This is a genomic window from Actinocorallia longicatena (assembly GCF_039534125.1).
GTDB classification, from domain to species: Bacteria; Actinomycetota; Actinomycetes; order Streptosporangiales; family Streptosporangiaceae; genus Actinocorallia; species Actinocorallia longicatena.
Genome location: NZ_BAAAUV010000007.1, coordinates 147,031 through 169,678 on the forward strand (window position 1 = coordinate 147,031; position 22,648 = coordinate 169,678).

Genomic DNA, 22,648 nt, shown 5'->3' on the forward strand with positions numbered 1-22,648 from the left:
GTACCGAAGGTCGGGGCCTGGTCGCGCACGTATTTCCGGCGCCGGGCGGAGTGCGCCGGCGCCGGGATGGATCTTGGTGTTACTCGGCCGAGGTCGCCTCGGTCCACAGGTCGAGCTCGGCGCGGTCCTGCTGGAGGCGCTTCCAGACGGCGAAGCCGCCCAGACCAAGGATGGCGAGCACGAGAAGCTTCTTCACGGTGAGGACCCCTTCACCTCTGACAAGTGGACGGTTACGACTCTAGCAACGCCGACTCGGCGAACCGAACCCCCATGGTGCATTGGGGTCTGACCTGAAGCGGCGACCTTTCGTCGCCGAGGGCTCTCTGGGCGTACCGGCGTCGGGGTGGGGAAGGGCCTGGCCGGGCCCCTCCCCACCCGGAATCACCAGCCACCGCTCGCGCCCCGGCAGCGGCTGGAGCGGAAGGGAGACACCGATGGGCACTCCGGGAGAGCCAGCCGTCACCCGCGGGCCGCCCGGCGGACAGGGCGATGCGGGCCGGAACATCACTCGAAGGCAGTGATGGACCCGTTCACGACGGAAGCGGACAAAAGGACACCCGAATCGGTCCGTTCCCGTTCGCCTCTCGCGCTCCGTCCACAAACGGCGGCCCGCCGGGTCACCACAGCGGGACGGGCGCCTCCCCGCGCGGGTAGAAACCGGGGATCTTCGCCCCGGACGCCGCCCGCTCCAGCCTTCCCTTCATCCCGTCGGACAGGACGTCCGCCTTCATCATCTCGATGAAGATCGAGGTCACGTTGCCGAGGTCGAACCAGTCGCGCTGCCACGACCACTGCATGTTCCCGTCGTAGCGGAACCAGCTGCCGCCGATCCCCGCGACCTCGTACTTCGTCCCGTCGGGACGCGTCGCGTCGGCGACCTGCTTCCAGAAGCCGACCACCTCGCCCTTCACCTCGTCGATCAGGATCTGCTGGTAGGGGTACTCCCAGCCGTCGAGGCCGCCCATCTCCTGGCCGAGGGCGATGTCGCGGATCTCGTCGCGGCCGACGGCCATGAAGTCCTGGCCGGGGCCGAGGTTCCAGCCGTAGGTGGCGTCCTCGGTGTAGAGCTCGGCGAGCGGCTTCCAGTCGCCGAGCTCCTCGCAGCGGCGGTTGGTGTCCAGCCAGAGCTGGACCATCTCCTCGAGTTCGGCGCGGGGAAAGGTCATGACTCCTCCTCGAGTCTCAAAGCCTGGGTGGGGCAGTAGCGCACGGCGGCGCGCAGTTCCCGCGAGTCCGGCGGGTCGGAGTCGATCAGTACGGCCTTGCCCTTGTGCTCGACCTCGAAGACGTCGGGCGCCTCGAGCTCACAGACGGCGTGGCCCTGGCAGATGTCGAGGTCGATGCCGACCCTCACCGCTTCCTCCTCCGGTAGCGGACCGCACACGGCCTGGCGAGCTGGACGACCATCTTGGTGTGGTCGTTGCGATAGCTGTCGGACGGCTGCGCCAGCTCGAACTCCCAGTCCTGGAGCAGGACCGAGAAGATGGCCTTGAGCTGGATCATCGCGAAGTTGGCTCCGACACAGCGGTGCCTGCCCGCCCCGAACGGAACCCAGGTCCAGCGGTTGAGCAGGTCCTCCTCGCGCGGCTCGGCGTAACGGCCGGGGTCGAACGCCTCGGCGTCGGGGAAGTCGTCCTCGAGCCGGTTCGACACGGCCAGGGAGCAGCCGACCATCGTGCCCGCGGGGATGTCGTGGCCGAGCACCGACAGGTCCTTCTGCGCGACGCGCAGCAGCAGGATCAGCGGCGGATGCAGCCGGAGGGTCTCCTTGATCGCCGATTCGAGGACGGGGATCGCGCGCAGCGCCTGGAAGGAGACCTCCTCGCCGTTGGCGTAGAGGCCGTCGAGCTCGTCCACGACGCTGCTCATGAGCTGGGGATGGCGCAGGAGCTCGATGAGCGTCCAGGCGGCCGTGCCCGAGGTCGTGTGGTGCCCGGCGAACATCATCGAGATGAACATGCCGGTGATCTGGTCGGCGGTGAACGTCTTGAGCGAGATCAGGACGTCCAGGAGATCGCGTTCCTCGCGCGGGACCGGCGATGTTCCACGTGCGTCCATGATGCCCGTGACCAGCTCGACCAGGCCCGCGCGGGCGGCGTCCCGGCGGTGGAAGGACTCGATGTCGGCGTAGGGGTCCACATAGGCGATGGGATCGGTGCCGCGTTCGAGATCGTGGTAGAGCTCGGCGAAGCGGTGGTCGAGCTGCTCGCGGAACTTCGTGCCGATCAGGCAGGCCGACGAGGTGTAGATGGTGAGCTCGGCGAACCAGTCGAGCAGGTCGATCTCGCCCTCGTCGCCCCAGCCTGCGGTCATGCGCTCGACCTCGCCGGCGATCGTCGCGGCGTGGCCCTTGAGGAAGGAGCCCTTGAGCGCCTGGTTGTGCAGGGCCTCGCGGCGCTGCTCCGGCGTGGCGTCGAAGACGACGCCCTCGCCGAAGATCGGCGTCATGAAGGGGTAGGCCTCGGCCTGGTCGAGGTCCTCGTCGGGGGCTCGGAAGAAGAATTCGTTGGCCTCGGCGCCGGTCAGCAGGACGACCTCGCGCCCGGCGAGGGTGAACGCCCCGACGTCCCCGTGCTCCGCGCGCACCCGGCGCATCAGGCCGATCGGGTCGGTGCCCAGCTCTTCGAGGTGGTCGGGGCCGCCGGAGACCATCTTCGGCTTCATGTGAGGCTCCTACGGTGAAAGGTGCGGGTCATGACGGGAGGGGGCCTTCCGGCTGGATCTCCACCAGGGTCAGGTGGGAGCCCGGCGGCATCCCCACCATGTGAACGATGGCGTCGGCGACGTGCGAGGGGTCGAGGAACTGCGAGTGGCGGGCCAGTCCCCAGCTCACCCACTCGTTGAGGACGACTCCCGTGACCTCGGGGTCCCACGAGTAGCCCATCTCGGTGAAGGTCGGTCCCGGGCGCAGGATCGACGCCCGCACCCCGGTGCCCTCGAGCTCCATCTGCATGGCCCTGGCCATGCCCTCGACGCCGTTCTTCGCGGCGACGTAGGCGCCCATCCGGGTCCGGGGAGCCCGGACGACGTCGGAGGAGACGAAGACGATGTCGCCGCGGGTGCGTTCGACCATGTCGGGCACGAACGCCCGCACCAGCCGGTGCACGCCCAGCAGCTGCACGTTGAGCTGGGCCGCGAACTCCACGGAGTCCACCTCGTGGATCCGGTCGGGCTCCAGGTGGCCGGCGCTCGACACGACGATTTCCACAGGCCCCAGAGCGGTCTTGGTGGCTTCTGTGAAAGCTTCGACGGAGCCGGAGTCGCCGACGTCGAGGGGGTGCGCGAACGCTTCGCCGCCGTCCTTGCGGATCCGCTCGGCCAGCTCCTCGCACTTGTCCACGCGGCGGGCGCCCAGGGCCACGGGATGGCCCTGCGCCGCCAGCAGCAGCGCGGTGGCCGCCCCGATCCCCGAGGACGCCCCCGTCACGACCGCGGGACGCCGTTCGGGATGCGAAAGAGCCATATCGGAACCTCCTGGATGTGGGGGGTCAACGGGGGGTGGTGATGAGGGGGAGACGGGCGAACCCGCGGACGTTCGAGGAGTGGACCCGCACCGCGGCGGATTCGTCGATCTCGTAGTCGGAGATGCGGGAGGAGAGCTCGGCCAGGGCGATCTGGGCTTCGAGCCGGGCCATGTTGGCGCCGAGGCAGTAGTGCCGTCCCGCGCCGAAGCTGATGATCTGGGAGGTGTCACGGCTGAGGTCGTAGACGGAGGGATCGGTGAAGACCCGGGGGTCCCGGTTGGCCGCGCCGATCAGCAGGAGGAGCCGGTCGCCGGCCTCGACCTTCTGCCCGTGGTAGACGGCGTCCTGGGCGACGGTGCGGGCGATCTGCTGGCTGGAGGGGTCGTAGCGGAGCGTCTCCTCGATCCAGCCGTCCACAGGGTTGTGGAGGGCGTCGCGGGTGAGCCCGTGCTTCCACGCCCAGTAGAGGGAGTTGGCGAGCAGCTTGGTCGTGGTCTCGTTGCCCGCGACGACCATGAGGAAGAGGAAGGCGATGATCTCCTTGTCCTCGAGCCGGTCGCCGTCGATCTGGGCCTCGGTCAAAGCGGTGGTGAGGTCGTCGGCGGGCTTCCTGCGCTTCTCCGCGACCAGGTCGACGTAGTAGCCGATCAGGGTGAGGGCGGCCTCCATGCCGGCGGGCGGCACGTCGTTCAGGCCCTCCTCGCGGTGGACGACCATGTCGCCGAGCCTGCGCAGCTCGGCCCGGTCGGACTCCGGCACGCCCATCAGCTCGGAGATGACGTCCATGGGCAGCTTGCCCGCGAACTCGGCGACGAAGTCGAAGCTCCCCTCCTCGACGGCGGGCTCCAGGTACCGCTTCGTCAGCTCCAGGATGCGCGGGTGCAGCTCGCGGACCCGCCGTGGGGTGAACCCCTTGGACACCAGCGCCCGCAGGCGGGTGTGGCGGGGCGGGTCGAGCGCCAGGATCGACATCACCCGGTGCGCCTGCGGCCCCCAGGACGAGGGGTCGAGGGCGACCCCGTTGATGCTGGAGTAGGCCTCCCAATCGCGGAACGCCCCCGCGACGTCGGCATGCCGCGACAGCGCCCAGAACCCGAGTTCCTCGTTGCGGTAGATCGGCGCCTCCTCCAGGAGGCGCTCGTACACCGGGTAGGGATCCTCGTGAATCCGGTAGTCGTAAGGGCTGTAACTCAACTGACTGGACACGTGTCCAGACATTAGTTCAGTTGGCCCGCACTGACAAGAGCCCCACCCCCGACGGGGATGGGGCTCCGGCCGGAGGGAAGGCTCAGGAGGGTGCGATCAGCCCGGCGACCTTGTGGAGGCGGTCGGCCACTTCGGCGTAGGAGGTGTAGCCCATCCCCGCCTGGAGGAGGGCGCCGGAATAGGCCATCTCCAGGGCGTCCAGGATGACGGGGTCGTTGCGCCCGAGCGCCTGCTTCAACCGGTTGTGGATGGTCCCGCCGACCCTCAGCCGCAGTTCCTGGACATCCGGGTCGGAGGCGAGCATCGCGGTCGTGCAGGCGGCGGCCAGTTCGGGCTCGCCCGCCACCAGCAGGGCGATGTCGCGCAGGACCTCCGCGACGTCGCCGGTCGAGGGCGGCAGACCGTCGAGGCGGCGCCAGAAGACCTCGGTGAGCAGGTGGTTCTTGGAGGCGAAGTAGGTGTAGGCCGTCGCGGGCGCCACCCCGGCCCTGCGGGCGACGTTCCTGACGGTCAGCCCCTCGTACCCCGTTTCGCGGACCTCCGCGACGGCGGCCTCGGTCAGCCGCCGGACGGTGTCGGCCTGACGGTCGGTGAGCCGCCGGCGGGTGGATTCGTGGGGCGGATTCGCGCCGGCCGTGGCCCCGGGCGTGGACAGTTGTCCAGACATCTGTTCAGTATACCGTTGTCCGCAAGGATCCCTGACCACTCCGGTATGCCCTTAATGTGTGTGGTCCGGATATCCGAACGGGAGGTGGCGACGGTGGCAGAACCGCTGCCGATCGAGCGCGGCTCGCTCCGAGACCTGGCTTACGAGACCCTCAAGCGCCGGATCATCTCGGCCGAGCTCGCCCCCGGGCAGCGGCTGTTCGAACGCGACATCGCGGCCGAACTCGGAGTCTCCCGCATCCCCCTCCGCGAGGCGCTGCGCAGGCTCGAGACAGACGGCCTGGTGCTGGTCGTCCCCGGCAAGGGCGCCCTGGTCGCCCCCTTCACCCCCGCCGACGTCCGCGACCTGTTCGACCTGCGCGAGTCACTGGAGTCCCTCGCCGCCAGGCTCGCCGCCGAGCGGGCCGGCAAGGAGGGGCTGTGGCTGCTGCGCCGCCGGGTCCGGGAGATCGAGAAGGCCACCGCCCGCGCCGATCTGTCCCGGATCGCCCTGGCGAACGCCGCCTTCCACGCGGAGATCGTCCGGCTGGCGGCCAACCCGCTGCTGACGTCACTGATGCGCCCGGTCGAACTGCGGATGCAGCGCCTGTTCCACCTGACCGCCGAACGGGACATCGTCGAGCAGTGCGCCGAGCACGGCGACCTCTATGAGCAGATCGCCTCGGGCGACGGCGACAAGGCCGCCGACTGTGCTCTGCGCCACGTCGCCGACTGGCGGGAGCCGTCGGTCACCATGGCCCTGAGCTGGGCGGTTCCCGATTTCGACCCCGACAGGGTCGCCCGGGCACGGCGCAGGAAGCGCAAGCAGACCCCTTGATAGTAAGTATCCACTTATGCGACCGTGTCGCTCATGAGCAACGCGGTGGCCCCCCTGCCCTCCGAGCCCGGAGTGAAGGACGAGCCGATCCCCCCGATCGTCGACGACGCGCTGACCGGCCTGGCCCTCGCGGCCGCCTCGGCCAACATCATGATGCAGCTCGCCCGCCTGCCGGTCGGGCACGGCGTCGCCCACAGCAAGGTCGACAGCGGCCGGGTCGACCTGCACCCGGTGAAGCGGGCGCGCACCACCCTCTCCTACATCGCGATCGCGCTGATCGGCGGCGCCGACGAACGGCTGGCCTTCCGCGCCGAGGTCGACAAGCAGCACCGCCAGGTCCGCTCCTCGGCACCGGTCAAGTACAACGCCTTCGACCGCGAGCTCCAGCTCTGGGTCGCCGCCTGCCTCTACCTCGGCACCGAAATGGTCTACGAGATGCTCCACGGCCCCCTCGACGAGCAGGCCAAGGACGTCCTCTACCAGCACGGCGCCCGGTTCGGCACGACGCTCCAGATGTCCCGCGACCAGTGGCCCGCCGACCGCGCGGCGTTCGAGAAGTACTGGAACGACGGCCTCGACAAGATCGAGACCGATGAGACGACGCGCGCCTACCTGCTGAACCTCGCCCAGTTCGGCTTCCTGCCCGGACCGTTCCGCCGCACGCTCGGCCCGCTCGGCCTCTTCCTCACCACTGGCTTCCTGCCCCAGCGCTTCCGCGACGAGTTCGGCCTGCGCTGGGACGGCCTGAGCCAGCGCCGCTTCGACAACTTCATCCGCGTCTCGGCGAAGGTCAACAGGGCCATGCCGCGCGCGCTGCGCCAGTTCCCCTTCAACCTCTACCTGTGGGACACCCGCCGCCGCTTCCGCACCGGAAAGCCGATCGTCTGACCGCCCCGCAGGCCGTCCCTTCTAGCGGACGGTCAGCGCGTAGTCGACGCCGTTGGCGAAGGAGCCCGAGGCGCCTCTGAGCTCCAGGGTGTGCTCGCCGGCGGTGAGCGGGGGGATCCGGACGTACATTCCGCAGCCGAAGACCCGGTAGGTGCCCGGCTCCCACTCCAGCGGGTTGCCGGCCTCGGGCGTGGCGGTGAAGGGGGCGGAGGCCACGGTCTCCACCTCCAGCGACGCTCCGTCGAGCACCGCCGAGCCCTTGGCCGCCTTCATGAACTGCCGGCAGTCCTCCTCGCCCTCGGAGAACAGGTTGAGCAGCGGCGCGAGGATGTTGCGCCCCGCCGGGACGTCGCAGGAGCGCTGCACCGACCCGCCGAAGGTCCCCGCGAGGAACCAGACGTCCTCGGGCTGCTTCACCGCGCAGTTCGCGCCCTTGTCGTCACCGATCGGGCTGGTCGCGGTCTTGGTCGACAGCACCCAGTTCCACCAGCGGCCCTGCAGATCCGTGACGTTCGCGACGGGCTGCGCGAGCGGCTTGGCGTCCTCGTGTTCTCCGGACTTCTCGGCGCATCCGGTCAGAAGCAGCGAGATCCCAAGGGCAACAGCGGCGGTCCTGAACATTCCGGCACCTTAGCGCGCCCGATACGCCCCAGTGTGATCATTTCGTCTAACGGTCTGGCCTCAGCGGACGGCCAAAAGATCCTCTTCCACCGCCCGAAAGAGGTGCCACTCGCCGTCCAGTGGGAAGGGCACATCCGTGGAAGATCTCACAGCGACGACGCGCACCTGCCTGGAGAAGGCCCGTTCCGACGCCCACGGCCGCGGCGCCCACCTGTTCCTGACCCAGGGCCCCCTGCGCCAGACGGTGATCGCCCTGACCGCGGGATCCCGCCTGGAAGATCACAACGCTCCCCCGGCGGCCAGCCTCCAGGTTCTGACCGGCCGGGTCCTCCTCACCGCCTCCAGCGGCGACCAGGAACTGACCACCGCCCAGATCCACCCCATCCCCCAGGAACGCCACGGCCTCACCGCCCTGGAGGACTCCGCCGTCCTCCTCACCACGGTGACCAACCTCAACCCCTGACCCACCGGCATCCACACCCTGGGGATATCACCCCCGGCCATTTCCCCGACCACTTCATCAACGCCGAAGGGCCGGTTCTCTTTCACGAGAACCGGCCCTTCGACTTACGTGCTTCCGGTGGGCGTACCAGGACTTGAACCTGGGGCCTCATCCTTATCAGGGATGCGCTCTAACCGACTGAGCTATACGCCCGGGCGTTGCTCCGGGCTTTTGCTTCCCGGCAACGAGACAGAAGGTTACTCCATCTCGTTGGGCAACGCGAACTGGGTTACTCGGCTTCCTTGAGGGTGACCTCGACCCCGCCGACGAAGTCCGCGGCGAGGTTGTAGATCACGGAGCCGACCGTGGCGAGGGCGGTGATCAGCAGGACGTTCACGGCACCCAGGAGGGCCGTGTAGCCCAGGATGCGGCCGGCGCTGAACCAGGTGGCGGCGTCGGTTCCCGTGGTGTCCGAGGACGAGCGGGTCGTCTCGTTGATCGTCTCGGTGATCGAGTCGAAGACGCCGAGGCCGCTGAGGATCATGTAGAGGACCGTCACCGCCACGAACAGGACGACGAAGCAGACCAGCGACATGACGAAGCTGAACTTCATCACCGACCAGGGCTCGAACCGCGAGACCTGGAGGTGGGCCCTGCGGGCCGACTTCCCGTCGATGCTCGGGCTCGACCCCACGGCACGTCCGAACCGGGCGCTCAGGGACGAACCGGCGGCGCTCGCCACCGGCTTGTCGACCGGGGCCGTCATGGTCGCCGCGCCGGGCTCCGCCGTGTCCAGGGTCTCGACCGGGCTGAAGCCCGCGCCGGGGACCCGGTCGGCGAAGACCGAGTCCGAGGGCTCGGCCGCCGCGGTCCACGGCGGGTCGATCACGGTCGCCTCGGCCGGGTTCTCCGCGGCGGGAGAGGAGCCGTTCGCCTTCTGCTCGGCGCCCCCCTGCTCGGCGGAAACGGCCTCGTCCACGGTCTTCTCCTCGGCGTCGGGCTGTTTGCCCTCCGCCTTGCTGTCCTGGCTAGAGGTCGTACTCACGGGCTCTCACTTCCCTCTTCCCCCGGCTCGGCATCCGCGGAGTCCTCGATGGACTCTACGTTCCTCGCGATGGCGACCACGACATCGGATCCGCCCTCGGCGAGGTTGACGAGCCGGACCCCCATGGTCTGGCGACCGGACTGCTTGATCTCGCCCGCGCTGGTGCGGATGACGCCGCCGCTCGACGTCATAGCGAACACCTCGTCCTCGGGCCGGACCATGAGCGCCCCTACCAACCTGCCGCGGTTTTGCACGATCTTAGCGGTGAGCACTCCCTTACCCCCCCGGCCTTGAACCGGGTATTGGTCGGCGGGAGTCCGCTTGGCGTAGCCGCCCTCGGTCGCGACGAGCACCTCTTCGCTCTCGCCGGGGTGGATGACGTGGACGTCGAGGACTTCCTGCTCCTCCTCGAATCGCATGCCGATCACGCCCCGGGTGTCACGGCCCATGGGCCGCAGCTGGTCGTCGTCGGCGTGGAACCGGATCGCCTGGGCCGAGGTCGACACCATGAGCAGATCGTCATCCTGGGAGGCTAGCCGGGCCGCGATGACCTCGTCGTCATCCTTGAGGTCGATCGCGATGAGACCGGCCGAGCGCGGCGAGTCGTAGGCCGACAGCACCGTCTTCTTGATCATGCCGCTCTTCGTGGCGATGACCAGGTACGGGGCGACCTCGTAGTCGCGCAGGTCCATGACCTGGGCGATCTTCTCGTCCGGCTGGAAGGCGAGCAGGTTCGCGACGTGCTGACCGCGGGCGTCCCGGCCGGAGTCGGGCAGTTCGTAGGCCTTCGCCCGGTACACCCGGCCCTTGTTCGTGAAGAACAGGATCCAGTGGTGCGTCGTCGTCACGAAGAAGTGCTCGACGATGTCGTCCTGCTTGAGCTGCGCTCCCCGGACGCCCTTGCCGCCGCGGCGCTGGGCCCGGTACAGGTCGGTCCTGGTGCGCTTGGCGTAGCCGGAGCGGGTGATCGTGATGACCATGTCCTCTTCGGCGATCAGGTCCTCGATGGACATGTCGCCGTCGAAGGGGATGATCTCGGTACGGCGCTCGTCGCCGAACTTGTCGACGATGACGGCCAGCTCGTCCGCGACGATCTGACGCTGGCGCTCGGTCGAGCCCAGGATGTCGTTGTAGTCGGCGATCTCCGCCATCAGGGACTCGTACTCGTCCAGGATGGCCTGCCGCTCCAGGGCGGCGAGCTTGCGCAGCTGCATGTCGAGGATCGCGCGTGCCTGGATCTGGTCGATCTCCAGCAGCGCGATCAAGCCCTGCTCGGCCTCGGACGCCGACGGGCTGCGCCGGATGAGGGCGATGACCTCTTCGATCCGGTCGAGGGCCTTGAGCAGGCCGCGCAGGATGTGGGCGCGTTCCTCGGCCTTGCGCAGCAGGAAGCGCGTGCGCCGGACGATGACCTCGATCTGGTGGGTCACCCAGTTGCGGACGAACTGGTCGATCCGCAGCGTGCGCGGCACCCCGTCGACCAGGGCGAGCATGTTCGCGCCGAAGGTGTCCTGGAGCTGCGTGTGCTTGTACAGGTTGTTGAGGACGACCTTGGCGACGGCGTCGCGCTTGAGCACGATGACCAGGCGCTGGCCGGTGCGGCCCGAGGTCTCGTCCTTGACGTCCGCGATCCCGGTGAGCTTGCCGTCCTTGACGAGCTCCGCGATCTTCAGCGCGAGGTTGTCCGGGTTGACCTGGTACGGCAGGGCCGTGACGACCAGGCACGTCCGGTTCTGGATCTCCTCGACCTCGACGATCGCCCGCATCGTGATCGAGCCGCGGCCCGTCCGGTAGGCGTCCTCGATGCCGCGCTTGCCGACGATCAGCGCGCCGGTCGGGAAGTCCGGGCCCTTGATCCGCTCGATCAGCGCGTCGAGCAGCTCCTCGTCGGAGGAGCCCCAGTTGTCCAGGTACCACTTGACGCCGTCGGCGACCTCGCGCAGGTTGTGCGGCGGGATGTTGGTCGCCATGCCGACCGCGATGCCGGCCGAGCCGTTGACGAGCAGGTTCGGGAACCGCGCCGGCATGACGTCCGGTTCCTGCTGCTTGCCGTCGTAGTTCGGCGAGAAGTCGACGGTCTCCTTCTCGATGTCGCGGAGCAGCTCCATGGCCAGCGGGGCCATGCGGCACTCGGTGTAACGCATGGCCGCGGCCGGGTCGTTGCCGGGGGAGCCGAAGTTCCCCTGGCCGTCGACCATCGGGTAGCGCAGCGACCACGGCTGCGCCAGCCGGACGAGGGCGTCGTAGATCGAGGAGTCGCCGTGCGGGTGGTAGGAGCCCATGACGTCGCCGACGACGCGGGCGCACTTGAAGTAGCCCCGGTCAGGACGGTAGCCGCCGTCGTACATCGCGTAGAGCACCCGGCGGTGGACCGGCTTCAGGCCGTCCCTGACGTCCGGCAGCGCGCGGCCGACGATGACCGACATCGCGTAGTCGAGATACGACTTCTGCATCTCGACCTGGATGTCGACCGGCTCGATCCGGTCGTGCTGCGGACCTTCAGACACCTCAGTCACTTAATCCCCATTTACTACGTCAGTGGTCAAGAAGATGTGAAGGGACATCAGATGTCCAGGAAGCGGACGTCCTTGGCGTTCCGCTGGATGAATCCGCGCCGCGCCTCGACGTCCTCACCCATGAGGACGGAGAACAGGTCGTCGGCCTGCGCCGCGTCGTCCAGGGTGATCTGGAGCAGGACGCGCCGCGCCGGGTCCATCGTGGTCGACCACAGCTCGTCGGCGTTCATCTCGCCGAGGCCCTTGAAGCGCTGGATGCCGTCGCGGGTGCGCGGGTCGCGCTTGCCGTTGGCGATGCCGGCCTCGATGGCCTGGTCGCGCTCGCGGTCGGAGTACACATAGGTGTAGTCCGTGCCGGTCGTGTTCCACTTGATCTTGTAGAGCGGCGGCTGGGCCAGGAAGACGTGGCCCGCCTCGACCAGCGGCTTCATGAAGCGGAACAGCAGGGTCAGCAGCAACGTGCGGATGTGCTGTCCGTCGACGTCGGCGTCGGCCATCAGGATGATCTTGTGATAGCGCAGCTTGGTGATGTCGAACTCGTCGTGGATGCCCGCGCCGAGCGCGGTGATCATGGCCTGGACCTCGTTGTTCTTGAGGACCTTGTCGATGCGCGCCTTCTCGACGTTCAGGATCTTGCCGCGGATCGGCAGGATGGCCTGGAACTTCGGGTCGCGGCCGCCCTTGGCGGAGCCGCCGGCCGAGTCGCCCTCGACCACGTAGATCTCCGACAGGGCCGGGTCGGTCGACTGGCAGTCGCTCAGCTTGCCGGGCAGCGAGGTCGACTCCAGCAGCGACTTGCGGCGGGTCAGGTCGCGGGCCTGGCGGGCGGCGATCCGGGCGCGGGCCGCCTGCGACGCCTTGTCGATGATGGCCTTGGCCTCGCCGGGGTTCTCCTCGAACCAGTCCTTGAGGACCTTGTTGCAGGTCTTCTGGACGAACGAGCGGGCCTCGGTGTTGCCGAGCTTGGTCTTGGTCTGGCCCTCGAACTGCGGGTCCGAGAGCTTGACCGAGATGATGCAGGTCAGGCCCTCACGGCAGTCCTCGCCGCTCAGCCGCTCGTCCTTGCCCTCGCGCAGCAGGCCGCGGCCGAAGCCGTAGTCGTTGACGATGTTCGTCAGCGCCGAGCGGAAGCCCTCTTCGTGGGTGCCGCCCTCGGCCGTGTTGATGGTGTTGGCGAAGCTGTGGATGGAGTCGGCGTAGGAGCCGTTCCACTGCATCGCGATCTCGACGGCGATGCCCTCGCCCTCGGCGCCGAAGTCGATGACCGTCGGGTGGACGGCCTCCTTCTTGCTGTTGAGGTGCCGCACGAAGTCGGAGATGCCGCCCTCGTAGTGGTAGACGACCCGGAACGGCCGGCCGTCGTCGTCCTCGTGGCCCTCGCGCTCGTCGACCAGGGTGATCGACAGTCCCCTGTTGAGGAAGGCCATCTCCTGGAGCCGGCGGCTGAGGGTCTCGAAGCTGTACTCGGTGGTCTCGAAGATGTCGTCGTCGGCCCAGAAGGTGACGGTCGTGCCGGTGTCCTCGGCGACCTCTCCCTTGACCAGCTCGGTCTCGGGGACGCCGATCGCGTACTGCTGGCGCCAGTAGTGGCCGTCGGCCCTGACCTCCACCTCGAGCCTTGTGGACAGCGCGTTGACGACCGCCGCGCCCACACCGTGCAGACCGCCGGAGACCGCGTAGGACTGGCTGTCGAACTTGCCGCCCGCGTGCAGGGTGGTCAGCACCAGCTGGACGGCCGGCACCTTTTCCACAGGGTGGAGGCCGACGGGGATACCGCGGCCCCAGTCCTCGACCCTGACGGCGCCGTCGCGCATCAGCGTCACGACGATCCGGTCGTTGTGACCGGCCAGCGCCTCGTCCACGGCGTTGTCCACGATCTCGTAGACGAGGTGGTGCAGTCCTCGCTCTCCGGTGGACCCGATGTACATGCCGGGGCGCTTGCGCACCGCTTCCAGGCCCTCGAGAACAGTGATCGAACTAGCGTCGTACGACAAAGGGAAGCCTCCTGCCGGGGACACCCACCGTTTGCGCATGCCCCGTAACACACTTAAAGGCAACCCGTCGTCGGGTCGCCGCTACGGTGCAGTGTCCTGTACCCATAGTCAGTCTACCGGGTCAGGGCGTAGATAGTGGCACTGACGGGCCCTCAAGTCGTCGCAGAAGCCCGATGGGATCTCAGCGGATGTCCCCCTACTCGACCCGGGGGGTACTGGGGCGTACGTGCGGCTTGACAAACGAACTGGCGATGTCCAAAACATCCGCGCCCGGTTTGCGGCGGAATGCCTCAGCGGACGCGCCATTGCCCGGGCTTGCGCGGGGTCTGCGGCCCGACGACCTTCACCCTGGTGACGGTGTTGTCGCCCAGCTCCTGGTTGAGCCGCTTCACCAGCTGGCCCGCGAGCAGCCTGACCTGCTGCGCCCACGCGGGGGAGTCGCAGTTGACGACCAGCTCACCGCCCTCGAAGGCGCCGGGCGAGGTGTGCGCCGCCAGCTCGGGGCCGACGATGCCCGCCCAGTTGCCGAAGACGCCGCCGACGGCCGCCTTCTCCTCCCAGCCCCGGTCGGCGAGCAGTTTCTTGATCGTCGCTCCGAAGGCCTGGGGATCGCTGCGGCTGCGCTTGGGGTCCCGGGGCGTCACCCGGGTGTTCCTGCGGCGCTGTCCCGGCACCGACTGCCGCTTGGCGGCGTCGGCCCTGGCCTGCGCCAGCGCCTCGCGCGCCAGCTCGATACCGGTCTTCTTCGGCTGCTCGTCCTCAGACACGGGCCACCTCCCCGGAGGTGACGTTATAGGTCGCCCCCGACAGTTCTCGCGGGACGTCCTCGGGCACGGCCGCGGTGATCAGGACCTGCTCGGCGGGGGCGACCATCTCGGCGAGCCGGCGGCGGCGGCCGGAGTCCAGCTCGGCGAAGACGTCGTCGAGGATGAGGACGGGGTCGTCGCCGTCCGCCCGCAGCAGCTCATAGGCCGCCAGGCGCAGGGCCAGCGCGAAGGACCAGGACTCGCCGTGGCTGGCGTATCCCCTGGCGGGGAAGTCGCCGAGTTTCAGCAGGAGCTCGTCGCGATGGGGGCCGACGAGGCTCGTGCCGCGCGCCAGCTCCTGCCGCCGGACCTCCTGGAGCCCTGTCAACAGGAACTCCGCGAGCTGTGCACGGTCTGTGGACAACTCCCCTTCGCGCGAGCACTTGTACTCCAGCGCGGCGCCGCCGGTGGGGGCGAGCTCCTCGTAGGCCTTGGCCACGAGCGGCCCGAGCTGGGAGACGAGGTCGAGCCGGGCCGCGAGGAGCTCCGCGCCGACCTGGACGAGGTGGGAGTCGAAGACCTCGAGCGTCGTCAACAGCTCTGTGGACGGAGCGCGCCGCTGCTGCACCGCGGTTTTCAACAGGGCGTTGCGCTGCTTCAGGACCCGGTCGTAGTCGGAGCGGACCCCGGCGAACCGCGGTGTGCGCAGGGTGAGGAGCTCGTCGAGGAAGCGGCGGCGCTCGCTCGGATCGCCCTTCACCAAAGCCAGGTCCTCGGGCGCGAACAGGACGGTCCGCAGCATCCCCAGGATGTCCCGCGGCCTGGGGACGACGCCCCGGTTCAGCCGGACCCTGTTGGCACGGCCCGCGTTGATCTCCATCTCGATGAAGGCCTCACGGACGTCCCGGACGACCTTGGCCCGGACGATCGCCCGGGCCGCGCCCTGCCTGATCAGCGGGGCGTCGGTGGCGACGCGGTGGCTGCCGTGGGTGGCGACGTAGCCGATCGCCTCGACGAGATTGGTCTTGCCCTGCCCGTTCAGGCCCACGAAGGCGCTGACTCCCGGCTCCATCGGCACCTCGGCGGTGGCATAGGAACGGAAGTCGGCGAGACTCAGATGGGCGACGTGCACGAGAACCGAGGGTACGGCTTCCCGGCGGTGCGAGGGTGGTGCCGGGGCGGATCGGCGTTCGAAACGGTTCCGGACGCCGATCCACAGGGTCCGCGCCGTCCTACTTCTTTTCCACAGCGTGTCCACCGAACTGGTTGCGCAGCGCCGCGACGACCTTCATCGACGGGGAGTCCTCCTGGCGGGAGGAGAAGCGCGCGTACAGCGAGGCCGTGATCGCGGGCAGCGGGACCGCGTGGTCCACGGCCGCCTGGATGGTCCACCGGCCCTCTCCGCTGTCCTGTGCGTAACCGCGGATGTCGGCGAGGTCCGGGTCCTCCTTCAGCGCGTTGTTGAGGAGGTCGAGCAGCCAGGACCGGATGACCGTGCCCTCCTGCCAGCTGCGGAAGGTCTCCGGCACGTTGGTGACCACGCCCGAGGCCTTGATCAGCTCGTAGCCCTCGGCGAAGGACTGCATCATGCCGTACTCGATGCCGTTGTGGACCATCTTCACGAAGTGGCCCGCGCCGACCGCGCCGCTGTGGACGAAACCGAACTCGCCCTCCGGCTTGAGGGTGTCGAAGATCGGCTGAGCCTTGGCGACGTCGTCCTCCGTGCCGCCCACCATCAGCGCGTAGCCGTTCTGCAGGCCCCAGACGCCGCCGGAGACACCGCAGTCGACGAAGCCGATGCCCTTCTTCGCCAGGTCGACGGCGTGCCGCTGGTCGTCCACATAGTGGGAGTTCCCGCCGTCGATGACGAGGTCACCGGGGGAGAGCAGGGCTCCGAGCTGCTCGATGGTCGCCTGGGTGGGCCCGCCCGCCGGGACCATGACCCACACCACGCGGGGCGCGGGCAGCCGGGAGACGAGTTCTTCGAGGGACTTGACGTCGCTGATGGCCGGGTCGCGGTCGTAGCCCACGACCGTGTGACCGCCGCGGCGCAGCCGCTCGGCCATGTTCCCGCCCATCTTGCCCAAGCCGATGAGGCCGAGTTCCATGCCGCTCCTTGGTAGGGAGAATCCCCGGCCCGGCCGGGGCTTATATGTCGGTTCCTTGTGGGATCGCGCCGTCAAAGCTACTCCTCCACAGGGAACCCCCTACCCAGAAATCGGCATGAGCATGATCACTGCGCTCATCCACAAAAGGATCAACAGGCGGTCCACAGGCGTCCCCCTCCTGTGGATTCCACAGGAGGGGAGAAGCTGTGACACAGCCTGTGCACAACCGCCTAGTTGCTGAGGCGGACCGGCATGATCAGGTAGCGGTAGGCGGGGACTCCGCCGTCCTCGAGCGGCTTGCCCGTCAGTACCGCGGGCTTGGTGGGCGTGGTGAAGGAGAGCCTGGCGACGTCTGAGGCGATCTGAGCGAGGCCGTCGAGCACGTAGCCGGGGTTGAACGCGATGTTGATGTCATCGCCCTCCAGAGTGGCCTCCAGGGCCTCCACGGCCTGTGCCTCGTCCCCGGTCCCGGCCTCCAGGACGACCTCGCCCTGGTGGAACGACAGACGGACCGGGGTGTTGCGCTCGGCGACTAGGGCGACGCGCTTCAGGGCGTCGACGAAGGCGCTGGTCTGGACCTCGGCGTAGCCCGCGTACTCGGCGGGGAACAGGCTCCGGTACTTCACGAAGTCGCCGTCGAGCAGGCGGGAGGTGGTCTTGCGGCCGCCGCCCTCGAAACCGATCATGCCCTCACCCTGGCCGCCCTCACCGGTGCCCAGCGAGATCTTCACCTCCGCGCCCGAGGTCAGCGACTTGGCGGTGTCGGCCAGCGTCTTCGCCGGGATCAGCGCGACGGCGTTGGCGGAGAGGGTGTCGGGGCTCCACTTGAACTCGCGGACGGCGAGCCGGTAGCGGTCGGTGGAGGCCAGGGTCACGGTGTCCCCGTCGATTTCCACACGCACGCCGGTCAGCATGGGGATGGTGTCGTCGCGGCCGGCCGCGATGGCGACCTGGGCGACGGCCGAGGCGAACTCGTCGCTGCCCACGGTGCCCGCGACGGGCGGCATCGCCGGAAGGGACGGGTAGTCCTCCACAGGCATCGTCAGCAGTGTGAACTTCGCCGACCCGCACTGGAGCATGACCTTCGCCCCGTCGGTGGTGACCTCCACAGGGTGGGGAGGCAGCGCACGGCAGATCTCGGCGAGGAGCCGGCCGCTCACCAGGGCGGTGCCCGGCTCGTGGCAGTCGATGTCGGCCGAGACCTGCGCCGAGACCTCGTAGTCGAACGCCGAGAGCTTCAGGCGCTCCTCGGTGGCCTCCAGGTGCATTCCCGCCAGCACCGGGACGGGCGGGCGCACCGGCAGGGTGCGGGCCGTCCAGGCCACGGCGTCAGCAAGAGCGTCACGGTCGATGCGGAACTTCACGGAACCCGCCTCCTGTCGTTGAGGGTTTTGAAGGTGGGCTCATCGGGAAGGTTGATCCCCAGGGCCCTAGTTGGTTCTGAATCATTTTCTTTAGTTAGACATGGAGCAGTCATCGTCTTAGGGACTGTGGATACCGTGGAAAACCGGTGTTCCCGCAGTTCAGAGGCCGAATTTTCTCCACCGTCGCTGTGGGCGGCCGGGTGTGGGTAACCGGCGGGGCTGTGGGCGGACGGTTCGTCGTCCCCACACGTTCCCCATCTGTCCCCTGGTTGTCCACCTGTTCTCCTCAGGTTTTCCACCTCCGCGGCCCTTTGACCTCTCGAATCGTCCCAGAACGGACTGACAGTCTGGGGGAGTCCCTGTGGGTAACCCCGGCCGTCCCCAGGCCGTTCACAGGCAGCCCACAGGTTCTCCTCAGGTTCTCCACCGGTCTGTCCACCGCCGAGTCTCCGGCGCCGGATCCGTTTCCACACGGCGTCCCCAAGTCGTCCACTGCTTATCCTCAGGTTCTCCACCGGTTGTCCGCAGACTTGTCCCCAGCGATCCACAGGCTTTCCCACAGGCTGTGTGGAAAGAATTAATGGTTTGTCGCGAATGGGTGGTTATCGTCCGCGGGCCTGCTGCTTGATGCGTGAGGTCAGCTCGGTCACCTGGTTGTAGATGGAGCGGCGCTCCGCCATCAGCGACCGGATCTTCCGGTCGGCGTGCATGACCGTCGTGTGGTCGCGGCCGCCGAACTGCTGGCCGATCTTCGGCAGCGACATGTCGGTGAGCTCACGGCACAGGTACATGGCGATCTGCCGGGCCGTCACCAGCACCCGCGAGCGAGACGCCCCGCACAGGTCGTCTATCTCGATGCCGAAGTAGGTCGCCGTCTGGGCCATGATCACGGCTGCGGTGATCTCCGGGCCGCCCATGTCGGGGATCAGGTCCTTGAGGACGATCTCGGCCAGGCGCAGGTCGACGGACTGCCGGTTGAGGCTGGCGAACGCCGTGACGCGGATCAGCGCGCCCTCGAGCTCCCGGATGTTCGTGGAGATCTTCGTGGCGATGAACTCCAGGACGTCCGGCGGCGCGGCCAGACCCTCCTGGACGGCCTTCTTCCGCAGGATCGCGATCCGGGTCTCGAGCTCGGGCGGCTGGACGTCGGTGATCAGGCCCCACTCGAAGCGGTTGCGGAGCCGGTCCTCCAGCGTGACGAGCTGCTTGGGCGCCCGGTCGGAGGAGATGACGATCTGCTTGTTGGCGTTGTGGAGGGTGTTGAACGTGTGGAAGAACTCCTCCTGCGTCTGCTCCTTGCCCTCCAGGAACTGGATGTCGTCGACGAGCAGGATGTCGACGTCGCGGTAGCGGCGGCGGAAGCCCTCGGCCTTGCCGTCGCGGATCGCGTTGATGAAGTCGTTGGTGAACTCCTCGGAGCTCACGTACCTCACCCGGGCGCCCTCGAACAGGCTGCGGGCGTAGTGGCCGATGGCGTGCAGCAGGTGGGTCTTGCCGAGGCCGGACTCGCCGTAGATGAACAGCGGGTTGTAGGCCTTCGCCGGCGACTCGGCCACCGCGACCGCGGCCGCCTGGGCGAAGCGGTTGCTGGCGCCGGTGACGAAGGTCTCGAAGGTGTACTTCGGGTTCAGCCGGGCGGCCTCGATCGTGGTCTTGCCGCCCGCGGGGGTGCCGCCCTGCCAGGGAGCGGGCGAGGAGACCTGCTCCGGCTTGGGCTCGACGGGTGGCGGCGCATAGGAGAACTTCTCGGTCTGCGGCGGCCCCGTGAACGTGTGACCGGTGATGTGCGAAGGGTGCACAGGCTGTGGACCGGGTTGTCCACCGGCCGGTGCATAACCCTCGGAAGCCGAGGTGACCGGGGCCACATCCTGTGGACCGCCCTGTGGACCGCTCTGGGGAAGGTCCTGTGGGTAACCGTGGTCGGACTGGTCCTGCTGCGGCGGCGCCTGGCGCTGCGGCTGGCCGCCGTACTGCTGGGGCGGCGGGAACTGCGGCTGCTCGTAGGGCTGCTGCGCCTGGTCGTACTGGGCGGCGTCGTAGGAGTTCTGGTCGTACTGACCCTGGCCCGGCTGCTGGTCGTACTGCTGCGGCGGCGGGCCCTGGTCGTAGGGGACCGGCTGCGGCTGCTGCTCGTAGGACTGCTGGGGCTGCTGCCCGGCGGGGTCGTACGGCTGGGGAGGCTGCTGCTGGGGATAGGAGGGCCGCTGCTGCTCCGGATAGCGGTTCTGCTGCGGAGGCTGCTGCTGGGGCGGCATCGGCTGCTGCGGCGGCTGGACGTACTGCTGCTGCGGGACGGGCGCCTGCCGCGACATGTCGGGCTGGACGGTGAGGACGACCCTGATCGGCTGGCCGAGTTCCTGGGAGAGCGTCTGCTCTATGAGACTCGTCACTCTTTGCTCGAGAGTCTTCTTGGCGAAGTCGTTCGGGACGGCCAGCAGGGCCATACCGTCGAAGATGCCGATCGGGCGGGTCACCCCGAGCCAGGCTCGCTGATGCGCCGGAACCTCGGGGAGGGCGTCCACCGAACGGTTCCATAGCGACTCGAGGTCATGCCCGTCCATGGTGTGCGCCTTCCCCCAGCGGTAGATCCGTTGCCCCCGTGAAACGGGTCCACACACTGCTCAGGGGGACCGTCGTGCAACGGGAGCCCCTACTCTCTCATGTTTCATCCACAGGTTTGTACACAGGCTGTGTATAACTTGGAAGACGGCCGGTAGGGGCAGGGATCCAGACCGGATGAGCCCGTTCCGTTTGACCGGAGGCGGGCGCAGAACGTAACGTTCTACGGTCGAGTCGCATCGATGGTGGTGACGCGTGCCCGTCTGTTGGTTCAAGAGGGCGGGCCCCCGCTGCGAGGGACCAAACGTGCCCGCGATGCGACCTACCTTCACCAGAGCAGCAACGAACGCAGCCAGGAGCACCTAGTGAGCAAGCGTACTTTCCAGCCGAACAACCGTCGTCGTCACAAGAAGCACGGCTTCCGGCTGCGCATGCGCACCCGTGCCGGCCAGGCGATCCTCGCCGCGCGCCGTCGTAAGGGCCGCGCTTCCATCGCGGTCTGACGACCCACAATGCTGCCCTCCGGTCACCGGATGAGGCGGCGCCACGAGTTCACGCTGGCCGTCCGGCGCGGTAATCGCGCGGGGCGGCCGCATCTCGTTGCGCACCTGTATCTCCCGTCCGCGGACGAGACCGCGGAGCCGGAAGGGAACCCCCTGGTGGGCTTCATCGTTTCCAAGGCGGTGGGCAACGCCGTCGTACGGAACAGGGTGCAGCGCAGGCTCCGTCACCTCCTGCGGGACCGTGTGCACCGGCTTCCTGCGGGTAGCCTGCTCGTGGTGCGCGCCAATCCGAAGGCGGCGACCGCGCCCACCGAAGAACTGGTCAAGGACGTCGACTCCGCGCTCGGCCGGTTGTTGCGACAGTCCGCCAAGGGGCAGTGATGGAACAGAAGACCGGTCCGGTCGCCTGGCTGCTCATGCTGGGAGTCCGCGGGTACCGCAAGGTGATCAGCCCGCTTCTCCCGCCGACCTGCCGCTTCGCACCCTCCTGCAGCGCCTACGGGCTCGAGGCACTCCAGACGCACGGCGCTCTGCGCGGTTCCTGGCTGACGATCGCCCGTATCGCCCGTTGCCACCCTTTCCATCCCGGCGGGTACGATCCCGTCCCTGCGCGCCGTACCACCGGATCTTCCTCCGAACGTACGACCATTGAGCCTTCCGACACAGATATCGCTAGGAGCTGACCGGTGACGCTTGATCCGTTGTATCGGGCCGTCGCGTGGATCCTTGTCCAGATCCACGCGGGCCTGAGCCACATCGTCCCTGCCGACAGTGGCTGGGCCTGGGGTGGCGCGATCGTGCTGCTCACCGTGCTCATGCGGCTGTTGATCTTCCCGCTCTTCGTGAAGCAGATCCAGTCGTCCCGCAAGATGCAGGCGCTGAATCCGCAGATCCAGGCATTGCGCAAGAAGTACGCGGCGTCGAAGAACGACACCGACACCCGCAAGCGTGAGAAGAAGCAGAAGCTGCAGCAGGAGACCATGCAGCTGTACAAGGAGAACGGGGCCAACCCGATCTCGGGCTGCCTGCCGCTCCTCGTGCAGTTCCCGGTCTTCATCTCGCTGTTCCAGGTGCTGAACAAGATCGCCAATGCCAAGCCCGGCAACGGCAGCCACGGCATCTCCGCCGAGCTGGTGGAGAGCGCGAAGAACGCCAACATCTTCGGCGCCCACATCTCCGACAGCTTCCTGAAGGCCTGGGGCGCCGACCCCAAGTCCATCAGCGCCCTGGTCGTCTGTGGTCTGGCTGTCATCATCTCCTCGACGACGACCTTCCTGACCATGCGGTCCAGCATGAGCCGCCAGCCGGCCATGGACCCGGACAACCCGATGGCGTCCGCGCAGAAGATGATGGTCTGGCTCGCGCCGGTCTTCGGTCTGTTCGGCCTCGGCTTCCCGCTGGGTGTGCTCCTGTACTGGGTGACCTCGAACTCCTGGACCCTGGCCCAGTCGCACTACATCTACAGCCGCTACCCGATGCCCACGGTCGACGCGAACACCGACGGCGGTTCCGGTGGCAACGCCAAGGGCGGTCCCGTGAAGAAGACGCCCGCTCCGGTCGAGCCCTCCTCCTCGGGCGGCGGGCTGCTCAAGAAGCGCCGGGCCCAGGAAGAGGCGGCCGCGGCCGAAATCCGCAGCAACCCCCAGGTCGTGCGGAAGCAGCCCACAAAGCAGTCACGTAGCAAGCGCAGCGGCACCCCCAAGCGTTAG

At 68.2% G+C, this 22,648-nt stretch carries 23 protein-coding genes and 1 tRNA gene; 7 read left to right on the top strand and 17 right to left on the bottom strand.

All coding sequences use genetic code 11. The features are described from left to right. Positions 1-79: 79 nt before the first annotated feature. The 7 genes from ABD785_RS16365 to ABD785_RS16395 form a co-directional block, all read right to left on the bottom strand. The gene (locus ABD785_RS16365; RefSeq protein ID WP_344237191.1) at positions 80-196 is read right to left on the bottom strand and encodes a DLW-39 family protein; all 117 of its coding nucleotides are present in this window, start codon (positions 194-196) and stop codon (positions 80-82) included. A gap of 421 nt (positions 197-617) precedes the next feature. Beyond that, positions 618-1,166, bottom strand: coding sequence for a Cif family virulence factor (locus ABD785_RS16370; RefSeq protein WP_344828886.1), 549 nt, complete (start codon positions 1,164-1,166; stop codon positions 618-620). Further along, complete coding sequence (locus tag ABD785_RS16375) at positions 1,163-1,354, bottom strand: ferredoxin (protein ID WP_344828888.1); 192 nt, start codon at positions 1,352-1,354, stop codon at positions 1,163-1,165. The genes ABD785_RS16370 and ABD785_RS16375 overlap by 4 nt, the downstream gene beginning before the upstream one ends. Then, the gene (locus ABD785_RS16380) at positions 1,351-2,664 is read right to left on the bottom strand and encodes a cytochrome P450 (RefSeq protein WP_344828890.1); all 1,314 of its coding nucleotides are present in this window, start codon (positions 2,662-2,664) and stop codon (positions 1,351-1,353) included. Before ABD785_RS16380 ends, ABD785_RS16375 begins: the two co-directional genes overlap by 4 nt. Before the next feature lie 28 nt (positions 2,665-2,692). Continuing rightward, positions 2,693-3,463 (bottom strand): SDR family oxidoreductase, encoded by a 771-nt coding sequence (locus tag ABD785_RS16385; RefSeq protein ID WP_344828892.1) that lies wholly within the window; start codon positions 3,461-3,463, stop codon positions 2,693-2,695. A 25-nt stretch (positions 3,464-3,488) separates the two neighbouring features. After that, positions 3,489-4,670, bottom strand: a complete 1,182-nt coding sequence (locus tag ABD785_RS16390) for a cytochrome P450 (RefSeq protein ID WP_344828894.1) — start codon at positions 4,668-4,670, stop codon at positions 3,489-3,491. 82 nt (positions 4,671-4,752) lie between these two features. Then, positions 4,753-5,337 (bottom strand): TetR/AcrR family transcriptional regulator, encoded by a 585-nt coding sequence (locus ABD785_RS16395; RefSeq protein WP_344828896.1) that lies wholly within the window; start codon positions 5,335-5,337, stop codon positions 4,753-4,755. 93 nt (positions 5,338-5,430) lie between these two features. On the opposite strand from ABD785_RS16395, the gene ABD785_RS16400 reads away from it, so the two are divergent. Both ABD785_RS16400 and ABD785_RS16405 read left to right on the top strand, forming a co-directional pair. Beyond that, positions 5,431-6,153: a GntR family transcriptional regulator gene (locus tag ABD785_RS16400; RefSeq protein WP_344828897.1), complete on the top strand. Its 723-nt coding sequence runs from the start codon at positions 5,431-5,433 to the stop codon at positions 6,151-6,153. Between the two features lie 33 nt (positions 6,154-6,186). Further along, the gene (locus ABD785_RS16405) at positions 6,187-7,041 is read left to right on the top strand and encodes an oxygenase MpaB family protein (protein ID WP_344828898.1); all 855 of its coding nucleotides are present in this window, start codon (positions 6,187-6,189) and stop codon (positions 7,039-7,041) included. Between the two features lie 21 nt (positions 7,042-7,062). Here the strand turns inward: ABD785_RS16405 and ABD785_RS16410 are convergent, their stop codons facing one another. Then, positions 7,063-7,662: a signal protein gene (locus ABD785_RS16410; protein WP_344828899.1), complete on the bottom strand. Its 600-nt coding sequence runs from the start codon at positions 7,660-7,662 to the stop codon at positions 7,063-7,065. A gap of 136 nt (positions 7,663-7,798) precedes the next feature. Here ABD785_RS16410 and ABD785_RS16415 point away from each other — a divergent pair, with 136 nt between their 5' ends. Continuing rightward, entirely contained in the window at positions 7,799-8,125 is a 327-nt protein-coding gene (locus ABD785_RS16415; protein ID WP_344828901.1) for a cupin domain-containing protein, read from the top strand. 118 nt (positions 8,126-8,243) lie between these two features. Here ABD785_RS16415 and ABD785_RS16420 read toward each other — a convergent pair. The 9 genes from ABD785_RS16420 to dnaA form a co-directional block, all read right to left on the bottom strand. Continuing rightward, positions 8,244-8,317 (bottom strand) — tRNA-Ile (locus tag ABD785_RS16420). Between the two features lie 76 nt (positions 8,318-8,393). Next, complete coding sequence (locus ABD785_RS16425; RefSeq protein WP_344828902.1) at positions 8,394-9,149, bottom strand: DUF3566 domain-containing protein; 756 nt, start codon at positions 9,147-9,149, stop codon at positions 8,394-8,396. Beyond that, positions 9,146-11,665 carry a DNA gyrase subunit A gene (gene gyrA, locus ABD785_RS16430; RefSeq protein ID WP_344828904.1) on the bottom strand — a complete coding sequence of 840 codons (2,520 nt, stop codon included), beginning with the start codon at positions 11,663-11,665 and terminating at the stop codon, positions 9,146-9,148. The genes ABD785_RS16425 and gyrA overlap by 4 nt, the downstream gene beginning before the upstream one ends. A 47-nt stretch (positions 11,666-11,712) precedes the next feature. Then, positions 11,713-13,659, bottom strand: coding sequence for a DNA topoisomerase (ATP-hydrolyzing) subunit B (gene gyrB / locus ABD785_RS16435; RefSeq protein WP_344828906.1), 1,947 nt, complete (start codon positions 13,657-13,659; stop codon positions 11,713-11,715). Positions 13,660-13,949: 290 nt separating this feature from the next. After that, positions 13,950-14,426, bottom strand: coding sequence for a DciA family protein (locus ABD785_RS16440; protein ID WP_344828908.1), 477 nt, complete (start codon positions 14,424-14,426; stop codon positions 13,950-13,952). Beyond that, on the bottom strand, positions 14,419-15,537 hold the full coding sequence (recF, locus tag ABD785_RS16445; protein ID WP_344828910.1) for a DNA replication/repair protein RecF: 1,119 nt from the start codon (positions 15,535-15,537) through the stop codon (positions 14,419-14,421). The genes ABD785_RS16440 and recF overlap by 8 nt, the downstream gene beginning before the upstream one ends. Positions 15,538-15,637: 100 nt before the next feature. Beyond that, positions 15,638-16,513, bottom strand: a complete 876-nt coding sequence (gene gnd / locus ABD785_RS16450) for a phosphogluconate dehydrogenase (NAD(+)-dependent, decarboxylating) (protein WP_344828912.1) — start codon at positions 16,511-16,513, stop codon at positions 15,638-15,640. A 230-nt stretch (positions 16,514-16,743) separates the two neighbouring features. Then, on the bottom strand, positions 16,744-17,877 hold the full coding sequence (gene dnaN, locus ABD785_RS16455) for a DNA polymerase III subunit beta (protein WP_344828915.1): 1,134 nt from the start codon (positions 17,875-17,877) through the stop codon (positions 16,744-16,746). Between the two features lie 602 nt (positions 17,878-18,479). Then, positions 18,480-20,438: a chromosomal replication initiator protein DnaA gene (gene dnaA, locus ABD785_RS16460; RefSeq protein WP_344828917.1), complete on the bottom strand. Its 1,959-nt coding sequence runs from the start codon at positions 20,436-20,438 to the stop codon at positions 18,480-18,482. A gap of 363 nt (positions 20,439-20,801) precedes the next feature. Between dnaA and rpmH the strand changes: the two genes are divergently transcribed. Genes rpmH through yidC form a run of 4 tightly spaced genes read left to right on the top strand, consistent with a single transcriptional unit; the run spans position 20,802 to position 22,648 of the window. Further along, positions 20,802-20,939 carry a 50S ribosomal protein L34 gene (gene rpmH / locus ABD785_RS16465; protein ID WP_344828919.1) on the top strand — a complete coding sequence of 46 codons (138 nt, stop codon included), beginning with the start codon at positions 20,802-20,804 and terminating at the stop codon, positions 20,937-20,939. A 30-nt stretch (positions 20,940-20,969) separates the two neighbouring features. After that, entirely contained in the window at positions 20,970-21,320 is a 351-nt protein-coding gene (gene rnpA, locus ABD785_RS16470) for a ribonuclease P protein component (RefSeq protein ID WP_425547778.1), read from the top strand. Between the two features lie 35 nt (positions 21,321-21,355). Continuing rightward, positions 21,356-21,622 carry a membrane protein insertion efficiency factor YidD gene (gene yidD, locus ABD785_RS16475; RefSeq protein WP_425547783.1) on the top strand — a complete coding sequence of 89 codons (267 nt, stop codon included), beginning with the start codon at positions 21,356-21,358 and terminating at the stop codon, positions 21,620-21,622. A gap of 3 nt (positions 21,623-21,625) precedes the next feature. Then, entirely contained in the window at positions 21,626-22,648 is a 1,023-nt protein-coding gene (gene yidC / locus ABD785_RS16480) for a membrane protein insertase YidC (RefSeq protein ID WP_344828925.1), read from the top strand.

What these genes read in the sequence shown, in the direction of transcription:
- ABD785_RS16410 (WP_344828899.1), bottom strand. Translation starts at nt 7,662, where the DNA reads ATGTTCAGGACCGCCGCTGTTGCCCTTGGGATCTCGCTGCTTCTGACC.
- rnpA (WP_425547778.1), top strand. Translation starts at nt 20,970, where the DNA reads ATGAGGCGGCGCCACGAGTTCACGCTGGCCGTCCGGCGCGGTAATCGC.
- dnaA (WP_344828917.1), bottom strand. Translation starts at nt 20,438, where the DNA reads ATGGACGGGCATGACCTCGAGTCGCTATGGAACCGTTCGGTGGACGCC.
- ABD785_RS16370 (WP_344828886.1), bottom strand. Translation starts at nt 1,166, where the DNA reads ATGACCTTTCCCCGCGCCGAACTCGAGGAGATGGTCCAGCTCTGGCTG.
- ABD785_RS16385 (WP_344828892.1), bottom strand. Translation starts at nt 3,463, where the DNA reads ATGGCTCTTTCGCATCCCGAACGGCGTCCCGCGGTCGTGACGGGGGCG.
- gnd (WP_344828912.1), bottom strand. Translation starts at nt 16,513, where the DNA reads ATGGAACTCGGCCTCATCGGCTTGGGCAAGATGGGCGGGAACATGGCC.
- ABD785_RS16380 (WP_344828890.1), bottom strand. Translation starts at nt 2,664, where the DNA reads ATGAAGCCGAAGATGGTCTCCGGCGGCCCCGACCACCTCGAAGAGCTG.
- yidD (WP_425547783.1), top strand. Translation starts at nt 21,356, where the DNA reads ATGCTGGGAGTCCGCGGGTACCGCAAGGTGATCAGCCCGCTTCTCCCG.
- ABD785_RS16405 (WP_344828898.1), top strand. Translation starts at nt 6,187, where the DNA reads ATGAGCAACGCGGTGGCCCCCCTGCCCTCCGAGCCCGGAGTGAAGGAC.
- ABD785_RS16395 (WP_344828896.1), bottom strand. Translation starts at nt 5,337, where the DNA reads ATGTCTGGACAACTGTCCACGCCCGGGGCCACGGCCGGCGCGAATCCG.